Here is a 21,918-nt window from a genome sequence, read left to right as displayed (position 1 = left end):
GCGCGTGGTGAGTGTGTCGAGTGCCCGGCGGCTCGACAGCCGGGCCAGCATCGACTCGCGGAACGTCGCATAGGTGCCCGCCCGGTAGCTCAGGGCCGGCAGACCCGGCCGGTTGAACACCGGTACCGGTGTGACGGCTTCGATACTGCGGCAGCGGCCGCATCGGCAGCTCATCGGCCACCCTCCAGGCTGAGCGTGAGCCGGCCGTTCTCCGGCCGGGCCGGGTCGTTGTCCAACTGGCCGACTTCGAGCGGGCCGATCGGCAGGACGCCGGTGGTCAGGGCGTCGCCGGGAGTGCCAGGGCCGGGGAACAGCCGGGCCAGTCGGGTGACCTCGGCGTGCCGCACGCCGGGCGCCGAGACCGCAGCGGCGACGAGCCGGCTCACCCGGATCGGCGTGCCGAAGGTCAGAACGTCCGGCGCGAACAGTCCGGCGAACACCGCCAGCAGCGCGGCTTTCACATGCGCGGCAACGTAATCGGGGTCGACCTGGACATGCAGGGCGACATCGAGCGGCACCAGGGTTGCGCTGAACTCGGCGAGGTCGTGGCCGATCCGGCGATACCGGAACAGCGATTCCCGAACCGAGTCCAGCAGCCAATCGGGGGCCACCTCGGTGCCGAACGCCTCGATCGCCACCTGTGCCTCGTACCAACTGCCGGTCCAGCGCAGGTCCGCCGCGGCCCGCCGCACCCCTGGTGTGCGGCCGGCGACGGTGGCGTAGTCGTCCGCGGTGACCGCCCGCAGCAGCTGGTTGGTCATCTCGATCGGGGCGAGCTGGCGGACGTCGTCGACGGGTTCGGGATCGACGCCACCGGTGGCGGGCAACGGGTTGCGCACCAGGCGGATGCCGTGCTGGTGGGTCGAGCAGAACACGATCCGGCTGATCGCCTCCGCGCCGACGTTGCCGGGCGTGCCGTTGCCGACCCGGTAACGCACGGCGCACTGCCGGCCCGGCGCGTCAGCGAGCGGAAACTCGGCGCCGTTGCGGCCGTCGCCGAAGCGCAGCTGCAGCACGCCGTCGTCATCGACCTCGCCGACGAAGTCACGATCGGCGGGGCCGCTGTCGAGCAGGTCACGACGTGGTCGCCAGCCGTGGCCGTACTGGTCGGTGACCCGGACGTCCGGCAGCGCGGCCCGTGGGTCCTGGGTGGTTGCGGTAACCGCCGGTCCTCGGAACACCGGGTCGGTCTCGCGCAACCGGTCGCGCTCGTATTCGCCCCAACTCTGGCCGATTTCCCAGCCCTCGGCGTCGAACCGCAACACGTATCCGGCCCGCGCCCGGCAGACCAGCTCGGCCCACCGCGCGAGTTTCGCCGCCAGGAGCTCGTCGAACCGCGCGAGCAGCGTGCGCAGCACCTGCCTCGGCTGCTGGTCGACCTGGACGCGCTGCAGGACGGCCTCGCCGAACAGCGTGACCAGGTAGGCACGGTCGGCGGGTGTGAGCTGGTTCTGCGGCGGGAGCAGCCGCCGCCAGATCGCGGTGAGCCTGCGCCGGGCCCGTTCCGGCAGGCCGAGCAGCCGCTTGGCCTGCGCGGCGGCGACGGTGGCGTCCGACGGGAACGGCACACTCTGGGTCACCGGCGACAGTCGCAGCGAAGGGGAGAAGCGGATCGGCAGCGGCGGGTACGACGGCCGTCCGCCCGCCGGGTTGTCGTCGGGGCAGCCGAAGCACACCGGCTCCGGGCAGCCGGGTTCGCCCGGTGGCACAAGGGGAACGTTGATGGTCTCGGGCAGCTGGTGGCACCAGTCGATACCCCGGCCGTGCTCGACCAGCACGACATTGCCCCGGGCGACACCGACTTCGAGGTCGGTGCACTGTGGACCGCCCTTGCTGCTGACGCACAGCGGGAACGTCAGCGCGTCCTCGCGCGCCCAGCTGACCCGCAGGACCGGCTGGTCGTACAGCCGGTCGACGTCCTTGGTGACCGAGATAAGCCGGACCGCCTGCCGGTGCGTGTGGTCGGCGTCGGCCGCCGCGCCGGTCTTCGCACCGAGAATCTCCTCGAACACCAGCACATCGCCCGGGCGCAGTCGCAAGATCCGCCGCTGCTGATTGCCCTGCTGGTCGGCGATGGTGTCGGTGTTCGGGGCGCTGTCGACGAGGGTGGCCGACGTCGTGCCTGCCGGCAAGCAGCATTCGGCGTCGCCCCAGGTCCACAGGTGGATCACGTTGTGGTCGCGGTACAGCGCGACGTCCTCGTCGTGCACCGGCTCGAACACCTGATAGGGCGGGAGGTTGCGGCGGTCGAGGTCGGTGGCGAGCAGGGCGGCGCCCAGGCCGGGCAGCACGGTGGCGGCCAGCGTGGCGAAACGGAAGTCGCCGGCGGGCAGTGTCAGGTCCTCGTCGGTCTCCAGACAGACCCATGCTCGCGCGGCGCACCCGTCGTGCATCGCGTAGTCGACCAGCCGGGCGTGGCGGCGGACCGACACCCGTCGCCGTGCCGTGTCGAGGTATGCCTCGGTGGCCACTGCGTCCTGGCGGTAGGTGAGCCGGTCGCCCTCGTAGGCAAGGAGCTCCACCAGGGTGATGCCGATGTCGGGCACGTGCCGTTCGGTCCAGGCCGGCATGGTGAGGCTGAGCCGGTCGAGCAGCAGCTGGCGGAAGCTCTCGTAATCCTTTGCCAGGTAGTCGATCTCCGGCGCCGGAGCAGTATCCGGTGGGCAGTCCCCTGGGGAGGAACAACAGTCCGTGGCGCAGTCCAGGTCGGCGCATTCCGGCCGGAAGGTGAATGCCGCGCTCGCGTAGCGGGGGTCGAATCCCGGGTACGGTTCGGTGCCCGGCCTGCCATGCGGATCGGCTTGCACGACGCTCAGCCGGTAGGTCGACAGGTCGCCCTGCCGGTCGACCTTGAGCACCAGCCGGTCCTCCAACTGGCGGTCCTCGTCGGCATACCGGCGCACTTCCTGGACCACGATCCCTGTGATCTGGTGGCCCCCGTCGATGCGGAAGTTCGCCGGTGCCAATCCTTCCGGCGCTTTGCCGAAGAAAATGACAATCAGCTCATCGCCCTGGTCGCCGTCGCAGACATCGACGCTGTCGATGCCGTTGAATCCGCCGGCGCGCACCTTGGCCCTGCGCCGTTCGTCGGCGCAGGTCATCGCGTCACGCTCCCCTCGATGACGTCGGTGCGCACCTCGCCGGTGGCGATGATCAGGTACCGCAGCTCGATGCGGAGCGTGCTCTCCTCGGCCGTGACCTGGAACGAGTCGACCACGATCACGTCGCCGAGCCAGCGCTGCAGGGCGCCTTCGGCCGACACCTGAAGCGCGGCGGCGAGTTCCACGCTGTTGGGCTCGAAGACCAGGTCGAGCAGACCGCAGCCGAAGTCGGGCCGGTTCACCCGTTCGCCGGGCGTCGTGAACAGCAGTTGCTCGATCATCTCCCGTACGTGGTCCGGGTAGTCCGCGTCCGCGGTGCGGCCACGCGAGTCGATGTGGAAGGGGAAGTCGATGTCCATGGCGTCCCCCCTCACAGTCCGGTGACCAACAGCTGCATCGTCGCGACCAGCGGCGGTCCGGGTGTGGCCGAGCCGACGCACACCCCGCCGCCGGGCACCGGGGGCGGGGTGGGTGGCGGTGCCTGGGTCAGCATCGGCCTGCCGTTGATCAGTACCGATGACACATTGGCCCATTGCACTGTCGCGCACGGCGGCTGCGCGACGCAGCCGGCGACCACGATCCGGTTTGCCGTGGTTGCCACCGGCAGTCCGTTGACCAGCGCGCCGGGGGGGCCGGCCGGCAGGATCGTCGCGATGCCACCGTGCGGGCAGGTCATGATCATTCCGGTGTGGGCAGCAAGGCCGGGCATCTCTCCCCCTATTTCGGCACGACGAAGGTGCCGTTGTTGATGATCACCGACGTGCCGGCGAGGCGGATGCTGGCCAGCCCCGGGCCGCAGGACAGCTCGATGCCCGCCTCGCTCAGCTTGATGTACGGCCCGGCCTGCCCGTGGAGCTGCAGCCGGATGCCTCCGGTCGGCTCGGTGGCGTCGGCAAGCAGCAGGTAGTTCCCCGCGGGTGTGCTGAGCACGACCTGCGGCACCTCGGGCGGGACCATCGTGGCGACCGGCGGCTGCTCGACGGTGCCGCCACGCCAGAACCCGGTCCACACGGCCCGGTTGACGTCGCCGTCCTCGAATTTGATCCACACACCGGACTGCACGGACGGCACGACATGCATGCCGGCCGTCGCGTATTGCGGGGTTGCCCAGATGCATGGGTCGTCGCCGAGCACGTCGTCGACCCGGACCATGATCCGGTTCTGTTGCATGGGGTCGAAGTTCGACACGACGACACCCCGGTAGAGGTCCCGGAAGTCGGGCTGCTGATTGGCGTTCGGTGTCGTCATGGGGCCACCTGATCGGGGAAGGGGATGAAACCGTCCCTGGCCAGACTGAAGCTCTGGGTGTATTCGCCGCGCTTGATGTCGTGCGTGACGCTGTTGACGTAGTAGAGGCCGTCGTACGCCGGCCCCGCACCGTGGACGCCGACCAGTCCGCGCGACGTGAGCACCCGGCCGTAGCGCAGCACGTCGAGTTTTCCTTGTCCGGTGACGGCATCCGCTGACTTCGATGTCACGCTCACCGCACGCAGCATCGCGTCGGTGATCGAACGATCTGTCAGCTTGTGGATCGGCTCCTCCTTGAGCGCGATCGCCGGACGGACGGCGAGCGGCGGTTTCAGCAGACTCAGGCTGGGGATCGGCACCGAGATGGCGGTCTTCGTGTTCGGTTCGGTGATACGTACCCTGTACTGCGTGCGGGACAGGCCGTCGAAGCTGAACGACAGCGACTCGACGTTGTCCGCGGCCCCGGAGTTGATGGTCAGCGCGGGCTGCGGGATGCCGACACGGATTTCCGGCCCCCAGTAGCCGATGCTTGCGCCCGGCAACGGTCCCGGCACCAGATAGAAGGTGTACCCGACCTCCTTGCCCAGGCTGCGCAGGTACTCCAGGTCGGTGCTGGACTGGACGGGGATCTGGTCGAGCGGATTCGGGATGGTGGGAATGACGGGCGGGACCGCCGCCGGGATCACCCCGTACATGGCGTACTTGAGCAGCACGAGCTTGGCTCTGACGTTGTGCGCCATGGCCGGGTAGCAGGCATGCTCGGTGCGCAGGTCCATCAGCAGCGTCAGGTCCTCACCGGTCACGGTGAGCGTCGACGCACCAGGCGTGTCGCTCGGGCTCAGCTCGTGCCGGGTAATCACGCCGTCCATCAGCACCTCGATCGACCCGGCCACGATCGCCGTGATGATCACGCGCGCGGGCGGGTCGAGCAGCCCGGCCGGCAGCAGGGTGCGCGTGATCACCGACTTCTTGCTCACCGCGAAGGTGAGCTGGAACCCGCTGCGGGACCCGGCACTTGACGTCACCTGCACGGACTGCAGCGCGTCCATCAGCGGCTGCGGCGCGGGGATGGTGACGACGTTGCCGATCTGCAGCAGCAGTTGGATGCTCCTAGCCATGGACGGCTCCCGGCAACAGCAGCGATGCGGTGCCCGGGCCGGCCGCGGCCGGCAGCGTGATCCGCAGCCGCCGTCCGGTGACAACGAGTTCGTCAGGGTCCATCGCGCGGTTCGCGTCGGCGATCTGCCACGCCAGTTCGGCATCGCCGAGCTCCGTGAACGCGATGCGGTCCAGCCGCTCGCCCGCCACGACGACGTGCTCGCGAAGCAGCGAGAGGTCCTGCGGCTGCGGCAAGAACCGCCGCCGCACATAGGTCACCGTCCGCCCGTCCGGCAGACGATAGGTCGCGGTCGGGAGTCCCTGGTAGCGGCTGGTGATGGCGAACATGGCCTTCCTTTCAGCGTCTGGACCCGGTCACACCCGCGGAGTGCCGACGTCGGAGATCGGATTGCGGACCGCTTGCGCGAAACCTTCCTTGCGCCCCTGGTAGGTCAGGTAGAGCACACCGCCGTGGTGCTGGTGCCCGAGGTCGTCGACGGTGAGTACGCGCACCCCTACGCTGACCTTCGCCCGGATCGGGTTGAGGGCCTGGTCGAAAAGCTCCTCGGTGACGCTGAACTCGGTGATCCGCACCGGCACGACCCGCCTGGGCCCCAACACCAGCACCATGAGCGGTGACTCCATCGGCGCGACCTCGATCTGCCCGCTGCGCGCCAGGGCGTCCTCGTGCTGAAGCTGTCGCACCGTGGGATAAATGCTCAACTCAAGCGCGGAAAGCACCGGATACAGTCCGTCCGGGTATTTGTCCGGCGCGTCCGTCGCGTCGAACTCCGCGTCGAACTTGAACTGCTCCTGCGCGGGCCCCTTGAGCCGCAGCACTTCCAGCCGGTCGCCCGGCTCCTTGCCGATGCCCTGCGGCGTCAACGTCCTGGTGAGCGTGTCCGGGTTGTACTGGAACGGGATGGTCTTCAGCACGGTGCCGCGGTCGGGATCGATGAGCACGAACCCACCCCGCACCGGAACCAGCGCCTCGGGAAACGAACTCATCGCGCCACTCCCGGTTCGGCACGTGGCGGGATTGTCGGGATGGGCACGAACACCGCGCGCGGCCGGGAGTCCCGGGATGGGAAGTTGGCCTCGATCCACTCGGTGTTGAGTTCCATCTGGTCAAAGTCCCGCCAGATCCGCTCGTCGCCTCGGCAGGAATACCTGCGGCATACCGAAGGCCGATCCTGGTAGATGCCGCAGCGGCCGGTTTCCGGGTCATTGTGCGTGCAGTTGCCGTCCGCCTCGTGCCGGATGTGGTAAGGCCGACCGAGGTCCCAGCGTGCCGACCCGGCCTCGATTTCCGGCACGGAGAGGGCGAAGTCGAGTCGGCAGCACACCGCGTGGCAGACGTGCATTCTTGCCGCGCAGTCGACCGGCTCCGGGTCCGCCGCCGGCTGGTCCGGCTCACTGGCCACCACAACGCCGACCGACGACGCGTCGACCAGTTGCGGCGCAACGGATTCCAACCCGCGCACCAGCTCGGGCTCGGTCACCAGTCCCAGCCCGAGCAGGATGTCGGTCAGCCCGTGCAGGAGCACCTCGACGTCCCGTAGCCGTTGGTGCACATTCGCGAACGCGGCGTGGGTAAAGAACTGACCGCGTTCCATCTGCCGTTCGAACCGCGCCAGTTGGTCCCCGATCAGGTACTTTTCGGCCAGTTGATCCCGGTCGACGGTCGTCATCGCTCGCCCTCCTCTGCGCCGGCCGCTTCCGCTCCGGCTTCGCTGCGCCGCGTCAGCCACTCCCGCCATCGCCGGACGGACTCGGCGCGGGCCGACTCGTCGGCGTCGTGCCGGTAGCCCCCGTTGGCCGCCCACAGCACGCGGACGGCGTCCTCCGCCTCCGGGCTGGGAAACCCTTGTCCGGCGACGAATCCGTGTTCGCGATCGACGATCAGCTCCAGGGCCGTCGCGGCCCGCAGCCTGGTCGGCGCTTCAGCGGTGGCCATCAGGTCGAGCAGACCCGGTGCCGCGCGCCAGCCCAGTTCGGCCAGCGCCGACACCGCGGGCGTGCGGTCCAGGTGCAGCTGATCGGGATCGTGGTCAATCGCGGCCAGCAGTCGCTCGACGTCCTGCGAATCGGTCACCGTGCCCCCTTTCATGGCGCCTTCGAACTGCCGGGATTGCGGTAGAACTCGTCAAACGCCTTGACCGCCGCGTCGAATGTGCTGGTCTGGGCGTCTTGGGTCTTGGCGAACTCACCGGACACCGTGCCTTTCGCCGGGTCGGTCAGATCGAAACCCCATTTGACGACGCCGTAGATGTGGCCGGTGTCGGACGCCTTGGCGGCGGTTTCGAAGCGGAACTTCATCGCGCCCGACGAGCCGGGATAGTCCCACAGCGACGCGCTTTTGATCGTCCTGCCTTTCTTGGCGCCGTCCTGGCTCCTTGTGGCGTTGGGCCAGTAATCCCGGTAATAGGGCGACACCGGCGGGTCCTTCTTCGCGGTCCGGACCTTGGCTGCGGCTGCGGAATGATCGACAAAGAAACCCGGCTTGACCTCGGTGGTTGGGTTGGCCGTCGTCATCGCCTTGTTGCGGTTGGCCTCGCCACCGGCCCACACGTAATCCTTGTCGGTGCCGCTGTCGATGACGCGGACGACCTGGAGCAGCTTGATCAGCGCGGAATCCGGCGCCTTCGTACCCGGCGTGAAGGTGATTGTGCCGCTCATACCGGATTTGGCGCCCGGGTGGGATTCGGTTTTCAGGTTCAGGTCGAACGCGTCCTCGTCGATCGCGTAACTCCCCGCCAGGTCGCGTTGCACAATCGGGCCGGGCAGCCGGGAAACGGCCGGGCCACCGCCCTGCGTGATGTGCCGCACCAGTCGCGCCGAGGGCGACGGGTCGGTGACCGCGTCGGCGATGTCGTGCGCCTCGCGTTCGGCCGCGCTGCCGGGTGCGGACACCGGCAGCGTGTCCGGCAGGGTCGAGTGCGTGCCCTGCTGCGCGGTGTGCACCGCCTCGTGCACGAGCAGTCGGGTGCGCGCCACACCGGGCAGCCGGTGTGCCTCGGCACCGAGATACACGTCCTGACCAATGGTGAAAGCGCGGGCGCCCAGTCGTGCGGCCGCCTCCGCCGACGCGGGTCCGCCGTGTACTCGCATCTGGCTGAAGTCCGCGCCGACCCCGGCTTCTAGACGTTGCCGGTCCGGTCCGTCGAACACCGGCCCCGCCTCCCGTTTCGCGGCGGGCAGCAGCGGAACGACTCCGGTCCGGTCACGCGGCGACTTTCTGGCATGTTGGGCCATCGGTCCACCTCCTCGGGTATGCGTTCACGGCGGCTGGGCCGGGTCGGGGTTGGGGGTTGCGCGAAGAACCACTACACGTTGGAGTGCAACCGTTTCAGCCCTTCTGGATCGATGACGTAGAGCAAGAACGCCTCGGCGAAGTGCTCGCGCCAGTCCGGTTCGGAGTTGTTCACCGTCGGCGGTGTGCGGCGCAAACCGGCCGTCGGGCCAGTGCACGGGCGGCGATGCCGGTCGGGTGATGCGTTCATTGCCCATGGCTGACCGCCTGGTAGACGGATCTGGCGATGTCCCGGCCCGTCGAGCTCGCCTGACCGACGCTCATCTCAGGGCCCCGCAGCCGCGGTGTTCGCGACGGCTGCCAGGTCGAGGTCGGTGCCGCCGCGATCAGCCTGGTCAGCTCGGTGTGCAGGGCTTTCCTGATCACGTCGGGGTCGCCGTTGACGCCGTCGAGGACCAAGCGGTCGATGTGCAGTTCGATCTTCATCAGGCCAGTGCTCCGTCCCATGCGAAGTCGCGCTCGGGCATGGGCAGTTCGAGCTTCTGGAATTCGGTGCGCGCTGCGGCGAGTACGTGCGGCATGGTGATCGGCGTCCGCGCCGCGGCTGCGAGGAATGCCGCGTTGAGCGCGATGTTTCGGATCATGCCGCCGCTGGCCTGAAGCCGGGCGAGCCGCTCGTAGTCGAGGTCGCCGCGTGGCGCGGCAAGCGGGAACGCCTTCTCCCAGATCGTGCGGCGCTGGCCGGGGCCGGGAAACTGGAACTCGACGATGAACCGCAGCCGCCGCAGGAACGCGCTGTCCAGTGCCGAGCGAAGGTTGGTGGCCAGCACGGCCAGCCCTCGGTAGCCCTCCATCCGCTGCAGCAGGTAGTTGACCTCGATGTTGGCGTAGCGGTCGTGCGAGTCCTTGACCTCGCTGCGCTTGCCGAACAGTGCGTCCGCCTCGTCAAAGAACAGGATCGAGCCGCCGCCCTCCGCGGCGTCGAACAGCCTGCGCAGGTTCTTCTCGGTCTCACCGATGTACTTGCTCACCACGGCGGACAGGTCGATCCGATACAGGTCCAGCCGAAGATGGTTGGCGAGCACCTCGGCGGCCATCGTCTTGCCCGAACCGCTCGGCCCGGCGAACAGCGCGCTCACGCCGAGCCCCCGGGTGATGCGTTCGCCGAAGCCCCACGTCTCGTACACCGTCGGGCGGTGCGCCACCTGGTCGGCGATCTGTTCGAGAATGCGGCGGCCGTCGTCGGGCAGCACGATGTCGTCCCAGGTCACCCGCGTCTCCAGCCGCTGCGCGAGGGCGTCCAGGCGCGGCCGGGTGCGGACCCGGCACGCCCGCCAGGCGGCGGCCGGGTCGCCGTCGGCAACGGCCGCCGCTTCCCGGATGGCCGGCAGTTCAAGGCCGAACTGTGCGGCGAGCGCGTCCGCGTCCTCGCCCGGCCCGTACACGGCCTGCCAGGCTTGGGCGCGTTCGGTCGGGGTTGGCGGCGCGACGTCGAGCACCAGCGACCCGCGGCCCATGTCAGGCCAGCTCTCGCGGCTGGCGAACAGGGAGGTCCCCCCGGTGCGCGCGAGGAAACGGCCCGGCCGTGATTCGCCGGGGTCGGCGTCCTCGACGTCGAGGTAGAGCGCAAGCGGCAGCAGCGTCGACTCGCGCTGCCACAGCCGGGCGAGGTTGTCCAGTTCGGCCGGTTCGGCCGGCAGCAGTGCCGCGGGCAGGCGGCAGGCGACCAGCCCGCTCGAGGATGCGGCATGGGCGGCCACGAGACGCTTGCCAGGACCGTCCGGGCCGACGAGCTGGACCACCGGTGCGCCGGGTCGCTGCCAGTTGCGGGTGATCTCGTCGGCGACGGCCTGCTGCGACGGCGGCAGGTCCACTGCGGGCACCGGGTCGAGCCGTTCGATCAGCGGGGCCAGCCGGTCGTCGACATAGTTCATGCCCTTGACGTGGTTGACGATCCGTTCGTCGGCGCGCAGCGCGCTGCCGACCAGGCTCTGGGCGGCGTGCTGGGTGATCTCGACGAGCCGCCAGTACCGCAACCCGCCCTGCGGGGACACCACCTCCCACGCCGGGTCGGGCAGCAGCGCCAGAGCGAGCCCGAACGTCGGGTAGGTCATCTGCTCGTTGCCCTGCGCGAGCGCGTACAGGCGGGTGATCGACGGATCCAGTTCGACCGCCAGACACAGCAGCAGGGTGTCGCGCTCGAACCTGGAGAGCCCGAGCCGGTCGGCCAGTTCGGCGAGCGGGGGCGGCGGTGACACCGCCTCGGCGTCCCTGATCGCCTGTGCCGCCGCAGCGATCTGACTATTGGTCACCCCGAGACTGTCCACGCTGGGCCTTGGCGGCGGCTCGGCACGCCAGAACGACTTGGCCCGCGCGGGCCGCGCGGGCGCCGGCTCCGCCGGCCGGGACTGCGTCGATGTGGACTCCGGAAGCACCGGACCACTGGCGATCGCCCGCTGCAGCAGCAGCCGCAACCACGTCAGCGACGCGGCGAGAAACCGGCCGTTGGCGGCTTCCAGCGCTTCCGCATCGTCCACTGGAACGTTTCCTGGATCGGTCATCAGATCACCGTCACCGATTGGGTCGGGTCGAACGACGGCCGGGCTCCCGAGCGGTCGATCAGCAGGCTGTCCACTCCGGCGACCCGCAGCCGCATCAGATGCTGGCCTTTCGTCGCGTGCGGCACCGTGAACCGGGGGTTGTCCGCCGGCCGAGGCGCGCCGGTGCCGGGCGGGTCGGGTGGCACGGCCTGTCCGTCGAAGACGAGCAGCACTGGCTGGCCGGGCAGTGCGGCAGGGGTATAGGTCAGGTCGATCACCGCGCTGCCGTCCGTGGCCTGCGGCACGTCCGCCGGCAGGTGGGTGATCCGAGGCGCGACCGCGAGCGGAACCTCGTTGGTGAACGTGACGATCGGGCGGACCACCCCGCCCTCGATGACCTGCCTGGTGAGCGCGAGCCCGACCGACCACAGCCCGGCCGGAACACCGGTGGCGCCGACGATGAACCGTGCCTCGTTGTCGGTGAGCGCGCCCGGGGCGACCGGCACCACAACCGGGGCCGGCAGCAGCGGATGGCTGAGCCGGACCTCGGCGGACTGGGCCGACAAACCGCTGCCGCGCAACGAAACCTGCTCGCCGAGCCGGACCGCTGGCTGGTTGTTCGGCGGCACGGCCGCGGTGAGGGCCGGCAACCCGAGCGGCACGCCGGCCTGGACGCCGGGACCCTCGTCGTTGCGGCCGCGCTTGAGCACGGGCACCGGCGCGGTCGGCGCGCGGTGGCTGTCGATGAGCACCGCGCTCACCTCGTAAGCCACCGACATCCGGTACGGCGTCTGGAACGCCGACCACAGCGAATAGATGTCCTTCTCGCCGAACGGCTGCCAGGTGATCCTGATTCGGTCCAATTGCTTGGCGACGTTGCTCTCCGGCGCGAACGCGGCCAGTTCTCCGCGCTGCAGCACCGGGTTGCCGTGCAGCACCCGGACTGCTCGCGCGAGCAGCCGGTGCGCGTCGAGGTCGGGGTCGTGCCGGACGAACGGCGTGATCAGGTAGTGCAGCACCAACGGGAACGGCTGGTCGCCGGTCTCACCTGGCGCCAGGTCGAGCCGGTCGGCGTTGCGCAGCGCACCGTCCACATCGGCCTGGAACAGGTAGATGTTCACCAGCTTGTCGCGGGTGCCGTTGGCGAGTTCATTGAGCGGCTTGGTGTCCACGCCCGCACCGCTGACATCGGCGAGCGCGCCGAGGATGAGCCCACTCAGCGTCTTGGTGACGGCGGCGATCGCGTCCTCGTCACTCATCGGCGATCGCCTCCCGAGCGCGTGCGCAGGTAGTCGTCGAGGCTCATCGCCGGCCGCCGCTCGGGCTGTTTCCGTTGTGGCGCGGAGGTTTCCTGGGTCGCCTTGACTTCGACCCTGCCGATGGTGATGTGCACGCTCGGTTCGGCGGCGCGTTCGCGCCGGGACGCCGGCCAGGGCGCTCCGGGGATCGCGACCGCCGGTCGCACGACGGTGTGGAGGGGCCGGACCGGGTGCTCCCGGACGGGTTTGGTCGCGGCGTCCACGTCGCGCCGAGTCACCACGGCGGGCCGGTGATCACCCTGCGGCTCAACCGCGCTGGTCTCCGTCGGCTGTCCTAGCGGCCGGGGGGCGGCCAACGGGACGATCTCGGCACCCTGCGGACGCACGGGCGCAACGTCGCCGATGTCCGCCGTGTCGCGCTTGCGCGGCGTCGGCGGCTCGTCCCCTACGTCAAGCCGGGCCGGTGCCGGTCGAGGCGTCGGCGGCTCGTCCCCTACGTCAAGCCGGGCCGGTGCCGGTCGAGGTGCCGGCGGCACGACCTCGTGTCCCGTGCCCCGTCCGATCGGCGATTCCGGTTGGCGCGTCACCGTTTCCGGCCCCGCCGACGCGGCGGAACGCGGCGCTTCCGGGGCGCCGACAGGCCACGGTGGAGCGTTGTGGCCGGTCACGTCGCCCATCGGCAGTGGCTCTTCCTCGGGTTGCCGCGGCTGCTGGGGCTCGAACAGCGACCCGATCAACGGCCGAATCGGCGGTGTGCTCGTACTGGCAATGCCGAGCAGGCGGCTCACGAAATCGGTCATCGCGCCACCAGTTCCAGGTAGCACTGCCGGCGTGAGGGACCGACCGCGAGCACCTCGTCCTCGGACCAGCCGTAGGCGCTTGCCAGCACGTGCACGTCGTGCAGCAACCGCCGTGCGTACGCGTCCAGTTCCGCCCACAGGTAGGTGGTGACGTCGAACGGCGAGGCCCATTCATGTCCGCAGTCCACGCAGTCCAGCTCCAACCGGACGTCCGCCTGCGGGTCCTGAGTGGACAGTGCGTTGGCGAGCGCGTCCAGTACCTCGTTCGGCAGGTCGTCAACGCTCACCCGCTCCCCGTGCGTCGTGGCCGATGTCAACACCCGCCCGAGCAGTGCCCGCCGGGCGTCCCGGTGCGCGTCCGATGCGCCGACCCCGACAGTGAGCAGGTCCCTGCTGGTGATCAGCCGGAACTCGACGTCGAACCCATTGACCCGCAACCGGCGGTCGCCGTCCGGCTCGCCGGCTCGAATATCATCGACGGTCAGTTCCAGTTCGAGCTCCTGTCGACACGACGGGCAGGTGACCGCGCAGGGGAACGTCGAGCCGAAGCACCGTTCCCGCAGAGCGAGCACGAGTTCCTCGCGCTTGCCAACGGAAAGATCCGCCACGGACGACGGATCGGCAGCGCCGGCCGCGGCGAGCACCAGCGCCCGCCGGACGGCGTCCTTGCCGCGTCCGGCTTCCCACACGGCGAGCAGGCCGGCCTCGGTGAGCGTGCCCATGGTCAGGCCGGGTCTTCGAAACTGGTCTCGACCGGCTCCGGCAGGTCCTCACGGACCCAGCCCTCGTTCTCCAGTTTGATGTGCTGGATGGCGACCGCGTTGGCGTTGGCGTCCAGATCGGAGACCGGCTGGTATTCCGAAACCCAGCAGTTGAACACCTGATAGGACAACACCTTCTGGCCGGCTTCGTTGAAGACGTCGACGATGATGTCGCGGCGGAAGTCCTTGAGCGACGACTCAAGCCCGCTGCCGGAGTTGTGATAGCTCCACACCCGGTTCGCCCACTGCTCGAACACCTTGTCGCTGGTGACCCCGCGTTCCAGCGTGATCGGGTCATACTCGGTGCGGCCGGGAAGCTTGTAACTGTTCGCCGGGTTGCCGCCGTGGCGGTGCTTGACCGGCTCGGTGGTGCGCTTGAACCCGGTCACCTTGCTCACACCGGCGATGTACTCGGTGCCGCCGCCGAACTTGACCCGGAACCGGAAGTTCATGTACGGGTCGCGCCGTTTCGTCTTGCTGTCGACCATGACCGTCCCTCTCTCACACCTGGATCTGGCCGGCGAGCTGCTGGATGTGGATGATCACGAACTCTGCGGGCTTGAGCGGGGCGAAGCCGACAAGGATGTTCACGATCCCGCGGTCGATGTCGTTCTGCGGATTGTTCGTCGAGTCGCACACCACCTGGTAGGCCTCCTGCGGGGTGCGGCCCTGGAACGCCCGTTGCCGGAACAGCGTGTTCATGAACGCGCCGACGTTGAGCCGAATCGACGACCACAACGGCTCGTCGTTCGGCTCGAAGACCACCCACTGGGTGCCGCGGAACAGGCTCTCCTCGATGAACAGCGCGAGCCGGCGCACCGGCACGTACTTCCACTGGTCGGCGAGGATATCGGCGCCCTTGAGCGTGCGCGCGCCCCACACCACGTTGCCGATCACCGGCCGTTGACGAAGGCAGTTGACGCCAAGCGGGTTGAGGATGCCGTTCTCCTGGTCGGTCATCAGGACCTGTGGCGCGACGACACCGCTCAGGCCGGCGTCGGTGCCGGCCGGGGCCTTCCACACGCCGCGTGCGACATCCGTACGCGCCCACACCCCGGCGACCACACCGCACGGCGGGAAATCTCGGACGATGTTCTGCTGTTCGGTGTCGGCGATCATGACCCGGGGGAAGTACAGTGCCGCGTTCTTGGCGAGGTCACCGGTCAGCGGCAGTCCGCTGCCACCCGACGCGGCGGCCTTCTCGACGTCGGAGACGCTCTTCCAGCCATCGGGCGGGTCCACCAGCAGCATGGCCCGCCGGTCGACGCAGAGCTTCGCCGCCTGGGCCAGAATCCCCGCGGGGTGGGCCGCATCGCCGACTTGGCCGGCCGGCCCAGGCAGGCACAGGATGTTGAAGATATCGGTCTTCAACAGCTGGTAGATCCCCTGCTTGCCGTCCTTGACCGGGGAGCTCTCGCCAAGGTAGTCGGCACTGGTCGGGGTTGCGGTGCCGTCGACGCCGCCTCCAGCATCGACATACCAGTCGCCGTGGCCCATGCCCTTGCCGTCGGGGAACGGATCCTGCCCTGCCGGGACGTCCGCGTTGTTCTTGAGCAGCTTGCCGTCCGCCGATGCCGGCACAGTGACCAGAGCGGAACCGGCAAGCGCGACACTCAGCCGACTGCTGCTGCCCGGAGTGGCGCTGATGTTGAGGTAGGTCTCGGTGACGCCGGTGACCGTGTCCCGCAGCGTGAGGTTGAAGCTCTTCTGATCGTCCGCGCTCGCCGCCTTGTCCCGGGTCTGGTAGTCGACGCGGGCGCGCAGGTGATTGCCCCAGTCACCCGGGCTGACCGCCGTGAGGTCGACCGCGTCGGTAGCGGCGCCGGACGCGGCGGCGAGGACGATCGTGGCGGGTGCCGGGTACGTCGGCCCGTCCGCGGGGACATCTGCCGGCTCGTTCGCGACGATCCGGACGATCTCCGCTTCCGCGCCACCGTTCTGGAAGAACTGGTAGACCGCGTAGCTCATCTCGCTCGTCTTGTCGAGGCCGCCGAACTCACGCTCGTAATCGGCCCAGCTGGTGATGTGCACCGGATCTGTCACCGAACCGCGCAGCGCCGTCCCGACGAAGGCGGCGATCGACGTCGGTACCCCGACAATGGTGCGCACCGCACTCGGCAGCTCGTCGATGTAGACGCCCGGATAGGTGGGACTGATAGGCATGGCTCTGTCTCCTTCGCAACGCCCGCAGTGCTGTTCACGGTCCGGTGCACGCCGTCACGCTGGCGTCACCGTGCCCGCACCGCGGTGAACGCGATGCGTGACGCTCAGGCGTCAGGGTCTGGGGCACAGTCGGGCAGAGTGGAGCTTCGACCATGGAAGACACCGAGCGTTCGACGTTGCTGATCATCAGGGCGTGGCGTCAGCTCAACAGCGGGCCCGTGATAAGGGTGATCCGCTTGGACGAACTACTCGGCGGCACCGCGGTGAGCACCGTGATCACGGACCGCGAGGAACTGGTCGACCAGGTCCTCACCTGGTTCGACGCCTTCACCCGATGAGTCACGGAAGGCCTCCGCCGGCATCGGCCTGTGACGCTCCGTGGGTTTCCGGGACCGCCATTCGCCATGCGCGCCCCGTCACCCTCGGCCTGCCCACCGTCGGCGCCGCCAAGGACGCCTGATCCTGCCTTCCGGATTCCGGCTCCGCCGCGGCCGGATTCGTGCGGCCAACCCGCCGACCTGGCCCGGCAGTTGCGGTGCCGACGTCATGGTCAGAACGGGCCGCGCAGCGCGCCCAGTCTGTCGGAAAGCCGCAGGTTCTCGGAGTAGTCGACGGGGCAGACGATCACGGAGACGGCGCCGTCGGCCAGGGCGCGTCGCAGGACAGGCAGCAGCTGGTCGGCCGCCTTGACCGCGTAGCCGTGCGCACCGAAGCTCTCCGCGTACGCGACCAGGTTCGGGTTGGTGAACCGCGTAGGGCAGTGACGGCCGAGCTCGAGTTCCATCTTCCAGGTGATCAGGCCCTATTCCTGGTCCACCAGGACGAGGACGACCAGGGGGACGCGTTCTCGGACGGCGGTCTCCAGCTCCTGGAAGTTCATCAGGATCGAGCCGTCGCCCATCACCGCCAGCACCCGCCGGTCTGGCCGGGCGAGCTTGGCGGCGATCGCGCCCGGCAGAGCGAAACCCATGGTGGACAGGCCGTTGGAGACCAGACAGGTCTCCGGTTCGTACGCCGGGTACAGACGGGCCATCCACATCTTCCCGGCGCCGGCGTCGGCGAGCACGATGTCGTGGCGGTCCAGGACGGTGCGGACATCGGACACCACGCGCTGCGGAACCAGCGGGAAGGCGTCGTTCTCACGTCCGTAGTGGAGTTCCTCGGCGAGCAGCGCCCGGATCTTCTCGCTGGGAGCGGTGTCGTAGGCGAGTTGGTCGGGCAGTGCCGCCGCGAGGGCGTCCAGCGACCGGGAGGGGACACCCTCGATTCCGACGGTGACGGGGTAGTGGGCGTCCACCTTGGCGGGGAAGTGGTGCAGATGCACGATGCGCTTGTCGCCGTACGGGTTGATCTTGACCGGGTCGAACTCCTGGATCTCGTACTCCAGGCAGATCAGGACGTCGGCCCCGGCGAAGCCGCAGTTGCTGTAGTCGTGGCGCATGAAGCCGACCGCGCCGAGTGCGCTCGGGTGGTCGTCCAGGAAGACGCCCTTCCTGTGGAACGTGGTCGCCACCGGGACGTTCAGTCGCTCGGCGAACCGCACAAGCCGGCGCCGGTTCCGTAGGCGCGTGCAGCACCATCACGAGGGCGTGCCACCGTGCGCGGTTGTACGCCGCTGTTGATGTCAGCTACTGATGTCACGCAACGTGCCCTGGAACTGTGACTTCCGGCTCGACGCGGTAGTTCCGCGGGGGTCATGTTACGCGGCGTCCTCGAGTGCCGCGGCGATCTCACCTGGGCCGCCGGTCCACCGACCTCCACCTTGGCCCAGCCTACGGACCATGGGCGGAGTCGGTGGCCCAGGCCACCATCCGCCATCCGACCTCGACTCGCCGCCTGCAGGAATGGACCCTCTTCCGCACCATCACGCTGAGGCAGTCTTGGCGCCCCGACGCCCTGCTCGCGTCGTCCGACTGGCTCCAACGCAAAACGGCCGCCACGTCGAACGCTGACGCCATCGAGATCCTCGCCGAACGCGGTCGCACCAAGCGGATTCGTAACACCGCCAGGACCAGCCTCAAGCACCAGCGATCGCGCTCAGTCGCGTGTCAACTCATTCACAAGTCTTGACGATTGCTCCGCGACGTCGAGACTAGAACTGAATGCAGTGACGCTTCGATGACTTGCGGCCCGTAGCCTCAGGCCGAGACACCGCGTCCGGTCGGCCATGCGGTGCTTGCTGGGGGTGACCATGACCTTTCAGTTCGCTGATCGCGGCAAAGCGGAGTCAAGGTCGGTCCGTCCCGCTCAAAAACCGGCCCGGCCGAGGTACGGGGACACGGTCAGCGAAGGGCGTTTTGAGCCTGGCTTGCAGGACGGCCGCGGGCAGCCGCTGGATGCGGAGACCAGGAACCGGATGGAGCCGCTCTTCGGGCGTGGCTTCAGCGGAGTGCGAGTGCACACCGCCGCATCGACGCCACTGGCCGCCGCGGATGCCCCGGCATACACGATCGGTCGCGACATCTACTTCGCGGCGGGGCGTTACGCGCCGCGCACGCCCGAGGACGGTCGACTGCTCGCCCACGAGTTGGCCCACGTCGCACAGCAGACCCAGCCCGGGAGCGCCTCGATGTCCTCGCCGACTAGCGTGGCCGAACACGAGGCGCGGGCCGCGGCGGACACCGTCGCCGCAGGCACACCGTTCGCCGTGCAGTGGGGCACGGGAGTCAGCAGGGCTTTGGCGATGACCGCACCCACGGTCGCGGTGAGCCATCCAACCGACATGAACGAGCAGGAAGCGGAGCGGGTCGCGGACAAGCTGAGCAGTGGTTGTCAGGGATGTCATGAGTCTAGGCCGTGCCCTACGTGTGCCGATGTCGGCACGATTCATCGGGCCGCGGTATCGACGGACACGGAATCTGGCGCAGGCGTCGCGGCTCCCATCGGCGGACGCGCACTCGACGCGGGCACCAAGGCGTGGTTTGAACCGCGCCTGGGCGCATCGCTCTCTGGTGTCAGAATCCACACTGACGAGTCCACGGCCGAGGCCGCCCGCCACCTACACGCCCGGGCGTTCACCATAGGTGGGCACATCGGCTTCGGCGCCGGCGAATACGCGCCCGGAACGGCCGGAGGCCACCGCCTGCTCGCGCATGAGCTCGCCCACGTCGTCCAGCAGTCATCCGGCCAAGGTTGGGCACGGCCGATGCTCCAGCGTAAGCCAGTTGAAGGCACCGAGGATCCGACCGTCGTCGGCGAGCGCGCCGCCGCCGCCGCACTCGCGCCGCGGAGCCGGGGGACGGCGTCGGAGCTCCAGAGAGAGACGGAGAAGGATGTGGCGGCCATCCGTGAGGCCGGAGGGATCAAGGAGTTCCACACGAGGCTCGTCGATCCGAAGTTCGACGTCTTGGAGCGGCAGATTGGGCTCCGCGCTGAGGAGCGGGAGAACATCAAGCGGGGCGAACTCGAAGGCTGGTGGAACAAGCTTTGGACCTATGGCTCTACGCGAGAGTTCTATCAGGACGCCGTCGAGTGGATCCAGAACCACATGAATGAGATCGAAAAGAGCCGTAAGGACGAGTCGCAGATCGTTAATCAGTTCAACACGTGGGTGCCGCAGGGGCAGCAGTTCTACGACTCGATCGTGCGGATGGCGCTGAAGCTCAGAAGGCTTGGTCTCGCCACCGGCACGGAACCCGAGGCCGTGATGCAAGCGTTCGCGGAGGGGCTGTGGGCCGAGCTCGCACGCTCGGACGCCCTCGTCAATCGCGCGGCTAGGTCGCATGGTGCGCCCGAGCACATTCCGCCGACAGATAAGAGCGTCAGCGCGCTGCTCGGCACTATGCGGGCCGACGCCACGGCGCTCCACGCGGCCTGGCTTGGTATCCAGCAGACCGCGATCGAGGAGCGCATCAAGTCGATCAAACAGGAGGCCAAGCCCGACCTGGAGCGGATGGCCGAAATCGAGGAGGCCAAGAAGTTCGTGCGCGAGGTTGGCCACATCGCAGACCTCGGGCTCGTTGCGACCGGGAAGATCGACAAAGCGGTCGGGAAGGTGAGCGGGAAGGCCGAGAAGTACCGGATGTACCGGTTGCGGAAGCGCGTCGTGAAGGGAGACGTAGACCCCGACGTCCTACCCGTCGAGGAGGAGGTGAAGGAGGGTGCGAAGGAGGACGAGGGTAGCGGCCTCCCCGAGCTCAGCGTCGAGGGCCTCCTCGGCTTCGTCACCGATCTCGCCTACTCGGGCGAGGTGAAAGGGCTGAAGAGCCGGATCGACATGGTCGAGAGTCGGGCGACGGCCGCTGGGAGCGTTCAGGCCGAGCACCAGGTGCAGAAGCGGGAAGAGGAGTTCATCGCCGCGCTCAAGCGCCTCGCGGCAACCGCCGCGCAGCTCAGGATGGTGCTCGTCCAGCGCCGCGAGGACTACGCGCGCCTCGGCGTGGAGCTCGACCGGCTCGCTCGCGAGGACTCGAAGGCGCGCGAGAAGAAGTTCGCTCCAGCGCCTGGGCGCGAATACTTCGCCCTCGGCCTGTCGATCGTCGCCGACGTGCGCGAGGCCTTGGCGATGGGGCGCTCAGCGGCCTCGTTCTCCACGAGTGAGCTCGGCTTCCGGGCCAAGTTCAACAAGCGGTGGAGCGAGTTCATCCACGTCCGCACGAGGAAGCCGACCCACTGGAGCGAGCGGCTCATTGTGCGCATGGAATTCCCCGCGGAGGAGGAGGCATTCCTTCGCGACATCGAGCAGCAGCTCGTGGCCTTCTACCAAAAGCTCGGTAAATTCGAGGGACTGTTCGAGAACGTCGAAGCAAAGGCGACTGAATTGCTGAAGACGGCGCACCCGGGCGCCGAACAAGGGGAGCCGCAGCCAGGCAAGCCGGGCGAGGTGCCCGACATCAGCGCCGGCTCGTATTAGCTTGAAATTAAAGGTTTCCCCTCGGTTCTTCGGGCCGGGGGGTGTCCTTTTTGGCTCTCCTGCCGTATGCGTGGGTCATTGAGCCTTTCTCGGTAACCGGCGGTCGCTGAGTGTGCTCGCCTCCGGGTATCTCGTGGTGCACTTCCAACTCCGGGCAGGCGTAAGGCCCCTGGTAGGAACGATCTTGCGACAGAAAGATCCGACCGAGGGGCCTCACGTGCCGACCAGTGTCACATACACCGCCGTGCTCGATGTCCGGCGCTCTACCGCCGAGCACCTGGCCCGGCTCCTGCGAAGCCATCGAGCCGAGGTCGGCACCCGGCGCGGGCGCCGCGCCCTGGGCTGCTTCAAGCAGGCCGTCCTGATCCTGCGCTGGTTCATCGACGGCACCCGCCTGGCCCAACTCGCCCGCGACAACGCCCTGTCCACCTCCACCGCCTACCGATACCTGCACGAAGGGCTGACGGTCCTGGCGGCCGGGGCACCAGACCTGGCCACCGCCCTGGAACGAGCGAAGGCGGCCGGCCTGACCCATCTCAATCTGGACGGCACGGTCATCCGCACCGACCGCGTCGCCGCCCCGGGGCCCAACGGGGCAGACCTCTGGTGGTCCGGGAAGCACAAGCATCACGGCGGCAACGTGCAGGTCATCTCCGCCCCGGACGGCTGGCCGATCTGGGTCTCACCGGTGCGGCCCGGCCGCGAGCATGACACCACCTGCGCCCGCCACCACGGGCTGCTCGATGCGCTGAACCGGCTCGCCGACCAACTGGGCACCCTCACCCTGGTCGACCTCGGCTACGAGAACACCGGAGACGGCTTCCGTCACCCGGTCAAGAAGCC

The 21,918-nt window shown here is 68.7% G+C and carries 21 protein-coding genes and 1 pseudogene; 4 read left to right on the top strand and 18 right to left on the bottom strand.

The features are described from left to right. Positions 1–170: 170 nt before the first annotated feature. The 17 genes from ABZ904_RS40170 to ABZ904_RS40090 all read right to left on the bottom strand — a co-directional run bounded on the left by ABZ904_RS40170 (position 171) and on the right by ABZ904_RS40090 (position 16,223). Positions 171–3,101, bottom strand: a complete 2,931-nt coding sequence (locus ABZ904_RS40170; RefSeq protein ID WP_361829061.1) for a putative baseplate assembly protein — start codon at positions 3,099–3,101, stop codon at positions 171–173. Then, the gene (locus ABZ904_RS40165) at positions 3,098–3,460 is read right to left on the bottom strand and encodes a GPW/gp25 family protein (RefSeq protein WP_359405246.1); all 363 of its coding nucleotides are present in this window, start codon (positions 3,458–3,460) and stop codon (positions 3,098–3,100) included. Before ABZ904_RS40165 ends, ABZ904_RS40170 begins: the two co-directional genes overlap by 4 nt. A gap of 11 nt (positions 3,461–3,471) precedes the next feature. Next, positions 3,472–3,810: a hypothetical protein gene (locus ABZ904_RS40160; RefSeq protein WP_359405249.1), complete on the bottom strand. Its 339-nt coding sequence runs from the start codon at positions 3,808–3,810 to the stop codon at positions 3,472–3,474. Between the two features lie 8 nt (positions 3,811–3,818). Continuing rightward, the gene (locus tag ABZ904_RS40155; protein WP_359405251.1) at positions 3,819–4,349 is read right to left on the bottom strand and encodes a phage baseplate assembly protein V; all 531 of its coding nucleotides are present in this window, start codon (positions 4,347–4,349) and stop codon (positions 3,819–3,821) included. Further along, a complete protein-coding gene (locus tag ABZ904_RS40150) occupies positions 4,346–5,467 on the bottom strand; it encodes a hypothetical protein (RefSeq protein ID WP_359405253.1) in 1,122 nt (373 codons plus the stop codon). The genes ABZ904_RS40155 and ABZ904_RS40150 overlap by 4 nt, the downstream gene beginning before the upstream one ends. Further along, positions 5,460–5,795: a LysM domain-containing protein gene (locus tag ABZ904_RS40145; protein ID WP_359405256.1), complete on the bottom strand. Its 336-nt coding sequence runs from the start codon at positions 5,793–5,795 to the stop codon at positions 5,460–5,462. Before ABZ904_RS40145 ends, ABZ904_RS40150 begins: the two co-directional genes overlap by 8 nt. A 27-nt stretch (positions 5,796–5,822) precedes the next feature. Then, a complete protein-coding gene (locus tag ABZ904_RS40140; protein WP_359405259.1) occupies positions 5,823–6,455 on the bottom strand; it encodes a hypothetical protein in 633 nt (210 codons plus the stop codon). Then, positions 6,452–7,138, bottom strand: coding sequence for a YkgJ family cysteine cluster protein (locus tag ABZ904_RS40135; RefSeq protein WP_361829057.1), 687 nt, complete (start codon positions 7,136–7,138; stop codon positions 6,452–6,454). Before ABZ904_RS40135 ends, ABZ904_RS40140 begins: the two co-directional genes overlap by 4 nt. Further along, complete coding sequence (locus ABZ904_RS40130) at positions 7,135–7,542, bottom strand: hypothetical protein (RefSeq protein WP_359405265.1); 408 nt, start codon at positions 7,540–7,542, stop codon at positions 7,135–7,137. Before ABZ904_RS40130 ends, ABZ904_RS40135 begins: the two co-directional genes overlap by 4 nt. An 11-nt stretch (positions 7,543–7,553) precedes the next feature. Beyond that, positions 7,554–8,702, bottom strand: coding sequence for a DUF4157 domain-containing protein (locus ABZ904_RS40125; RefSeq protein ID WP_361829055.1), 1,149 nt, complete (start codon positions 8,700–8,702; stop codon positions 7,554–7,556). 244 nt (positions 8,703–8,946) lie between these two features. Next, entirely contained in the window at positions 8,947–9,186 is a 240-nt protein-coding gene (locus ABZ904_RS40120; RefSeq protein WP_359405271.1) for a hypothetical protein, read from the bottom strand. Next, positions 9,186–11,237, bottom strand: coding sequence for an ATP-binding protein (locus tag ABZ904_RS40115; protein ID WP_361829053.1), 2,052 nt, complete (start codon positions 11,235–11,237; stop codon positions 9,186–9,188). The genes ABZ904_RS40120 and ABZ904_RS40115 overlap by 1 nt, the downstream gene beginning before the upstream one ends. Before the next feature lie 23 nt (positions 11,238–11,260). Next, on the bottom strand, positions 11,261–12,499 hold the full coding sequence (locus tag ABZ904_RS40110) for a DUF4255 domain-containing protein (RefSeq protein WP_361829051.1): 1,239 nt from the start codon (positions 12,497–12,499) through the stop codon (positions 11,261–11,263). Continuing rightward, positions 12,496–13,299 carry a hypothetical protein gene (locus ABZ904_RS40105; protein WP_361829049.1) on the bottom strand — a complete coding sequence of 268 codons (804 nt, stop codon included), beginning with the start codon at positions 13,297–13,299 and terminating at the stop codon, positions 12,496–12,498. Before ABZ904_RS40105 ends, ABZ904_RS40110 begins: the two co-directional genes overlap by 4 nt. Next, complete coding sequence (locus tag ABZ904_RS40100; RefSeq protein WP_361829047.1) at positions 13,296–14,021, bottom strand: hypothetical protein; 726 nt, start codon at positions 14,019–14,021, stop codon at positions 13,296–13,298. Before ABZ904_RS40100 ends, ABZ904_RS40105 begins: the two co-directional genes overlap by 4 nt. Before the next feature lie 2 nt (positions 14,022–14,023). Then, positions 14,024–14,548, bottom strand: a complete 525-nt coding sequence (locus tag ABZ904_RS40095; protein ID WP_361829045.1) for a phage tail protein — start codon at positions 14,546–14,548, stop codon at positions 14,024–14,026. 13 nt (positions 14,549–14,561) lie between these two features. After that, on the bottom strand, positions 14,562–16,223 hold the full coding sequence (locus ABZ904_RS40090) for a phage tail sheath C-terminal domain-containing protein (protein ID WP_359405289.1): 1,662 nt from the start codon (positions 16,221–16,223) through the stop codon (positions 14,562–14,564). A gap of 152 nt (positions 16,224–16,375) precedes the next feature. Here ABZ904_RS40090 and ABZ904_RS40085 point away from each other — a divergent pair, with 152 nt between their 5' ends. Continuing rightward, on the top strand, positions 16,376–16,561 hold the full coding sequence (locus tag ABZ904_RS40085) for a hypothetical protein (protein WP_359405292.1): 186 nt from the start codon (positions 16,376–16,378) through the stop codon (positions 16,559–16,561). Between the two features lie 212 nt (positions 16,562–16,773). On the opposite strand, the pseudogene ABZ904_RS40080 reads toward ABZ904_RS40085, so the two are convergent. Beyond that, positions 16,774–17,769 (bottom strand): annotated as a pseudogene (locus ABZ904_RS40080) (thiamine pyrophosphate-dependent enzyme); the annotation flags it as partial. 248 nt (positions 17,770–18,017) lie between these two features. On the opposite strand from ABZ904_RS40080, the gene ABZ904_RS40075 reads away from it, so the two are divergent. From ABZ904_RS40075 to ABZ904_RS40065, 3 genes are all read left to right on the top strand, one after another. Further along, the gene (locus ABZ904_RS40075; protein ID WP_359405295.1) at positions 18,018–18,293 is read left to right on the top strand and encodes a hypothetical protein; all 276 of its coding nucleotides are present in this window, start codon (positions 18,018–18,020) and stop codon (positions 18,291–18,293) included. A 97-nt stretch (positions 18,294–18,390) separates the two neighbouring features. Next, complete coding sequence (locus ABZ904_RS40070) at positions 18,391–21,075, top strand: DUF4157 domain-containing protein (RefSeq protein WP_361829042.1); 2,685 nt, start codon at positions 18,391–18,393, stop codon at positions 21,073–21,075. A 277-nt stretch (positions 21,076–21,352) separates the two neighbouring features. Next, on the top strand, positions 21,353–21,918 hold a 566-nt coding region (locus ABZ904_RS40065), incomplete at its 3' end, for a transposase family protein (protein WP_361829077.1).

Source organism: Streptomyces sp. NPDC046900 (assembly GCF_040644975.1).
In the GTDB taxonomy this organism is placed as follows: Bacteria; Actinomycetota; Actinomycetes; order Streptomycetales; family Streptomycetaceae; genus Streptomyces.
Note: the sequence above shows the minus strand (reverse complement) of the source record. Positions and strands in the feature narration are given on the sequence as shown.

Bases quoted from the DNA above. Each gene is read 5' to 3' on its own strand.
- ABZ904_RS40170 (WP_361829061.1), bottom strand. From the start codon at position 3,101: ATGACCTGCGCCGACGAACGGCGCAGGGCCAAGGTGCGCGCCGGCGGA.
- ABZ904_RS40165 (WP_359405246.1), bottom strand. From the start codon at position 3,460: ATGGACATCGACTTCCCCTTCCACATCGACTCGCGTGGCCGCACCGCG.
- ABZ904_RS40160 (WP_359405249.1), bottom strand. From the start codon at position 3,810: ATGCCCGGCCTTGCTGCCCACACCGGAATGATCATGACCTGCCCGCAC.
- ABZ904_RS40155 (WP_359405251.1), bottom strand. From the start codon at position 4,349: ATGACGACACCGAACGCCAATCAGCAGCCCGACTTCCGGGACCTCTAC.
- ABZ904_RS40150 (WP_359405253.1), bottom strand. From the start codon at position 5,467: ATGGCTAGGAGCATCCAACTGCTGCTGCAGATCGGCAACGTCGTCACC.
- ABZ904_RS40145 (WP_359405256.1), bottom strand. From the start codon at position 5,795: ATGTTCGCCATCACCAGCCGCTACCAGGGACTCCCGACCGCGACCTAT.
- ABZ904_RS40140 (WP_359405259.1), bottom strand. From the start codon at position 6,455: ATGAGTTCGTTTCCCGAGGCGCTGGTTCCGGTGCGGGGTGGGTTCGTG.
- ABZ904_RS40135 (WP_361829057.1), bottom strand. From the start codon at position 7,138: ATGACGACCGTCGACCGGGATCAACTGGCCGAAAAGTACCTGATCGGG.
- ABZ904_RS40125 (WP_361829055.1), bottom strand. From the start codon at position 8,702: ATGGCCCAACATGCCAGAAAGTCGCCGCGTGACCGGACCGGAGTCGTT.
- ABZ904_RS40120 (WP_359405271.1), bottom strand. From the start codon at position 9,186: ATGAAGATCGAACTGCACATCGACCGCTTGGTCCTCGACGGCGTCAAC.
- ABZ904_RS40110 (WP_361829051.1), bottom strand. From the start codon at position 12,499: ATGAGTGACGAGGACGCGATCGCCGCCGTCACCAAGACGCTGAGTGGG.
- ABZ904_RS40105 (WP_361829049.1), bottom strand. From the start codon at position 13,299: ATGACCGATTTCGTGAGCCGCCTGCTCGGCATTGCCAGTACGAGCACA.
- ABZ904_RS40100 (WP_361829047.1), bottom strand. From the start codon at position 14,021: ATGGGCACGCTCACCGAGGCCGGCCTGCTCGCCGTGTGGGAAGCCGGA.
- ABZ904_RS40095 (WP_361829045.1), bottom strand. From the start codon at position 14,548: ATGGTCGACAGCAAGACGAAACGGCGCGACCCGTACATGAACTTCCGG.
- ABZ904_RS40090 (WP_359405289.1), bottom strand. From the start codon at position 16,223: ATGCCTATCAGTCCCACCTATCCGGGCGTCTACATCGACGAGCTGCCG.
- ABZ904_RS40085 (WP_359405292.1), top strand. From the start codon at position 16,376: ATGGAAGACACCGAGCGTTCGACGTTGCTGATCATCAGGGCGTGGCGT.
- ABZ904_RS40070 (WP_361829042.1), top strand. From the start codon at position 18,391: ATGCGGTGCTTGCTGGGGGTGACCATGACCTTTCAGTTCGCTGATCGC.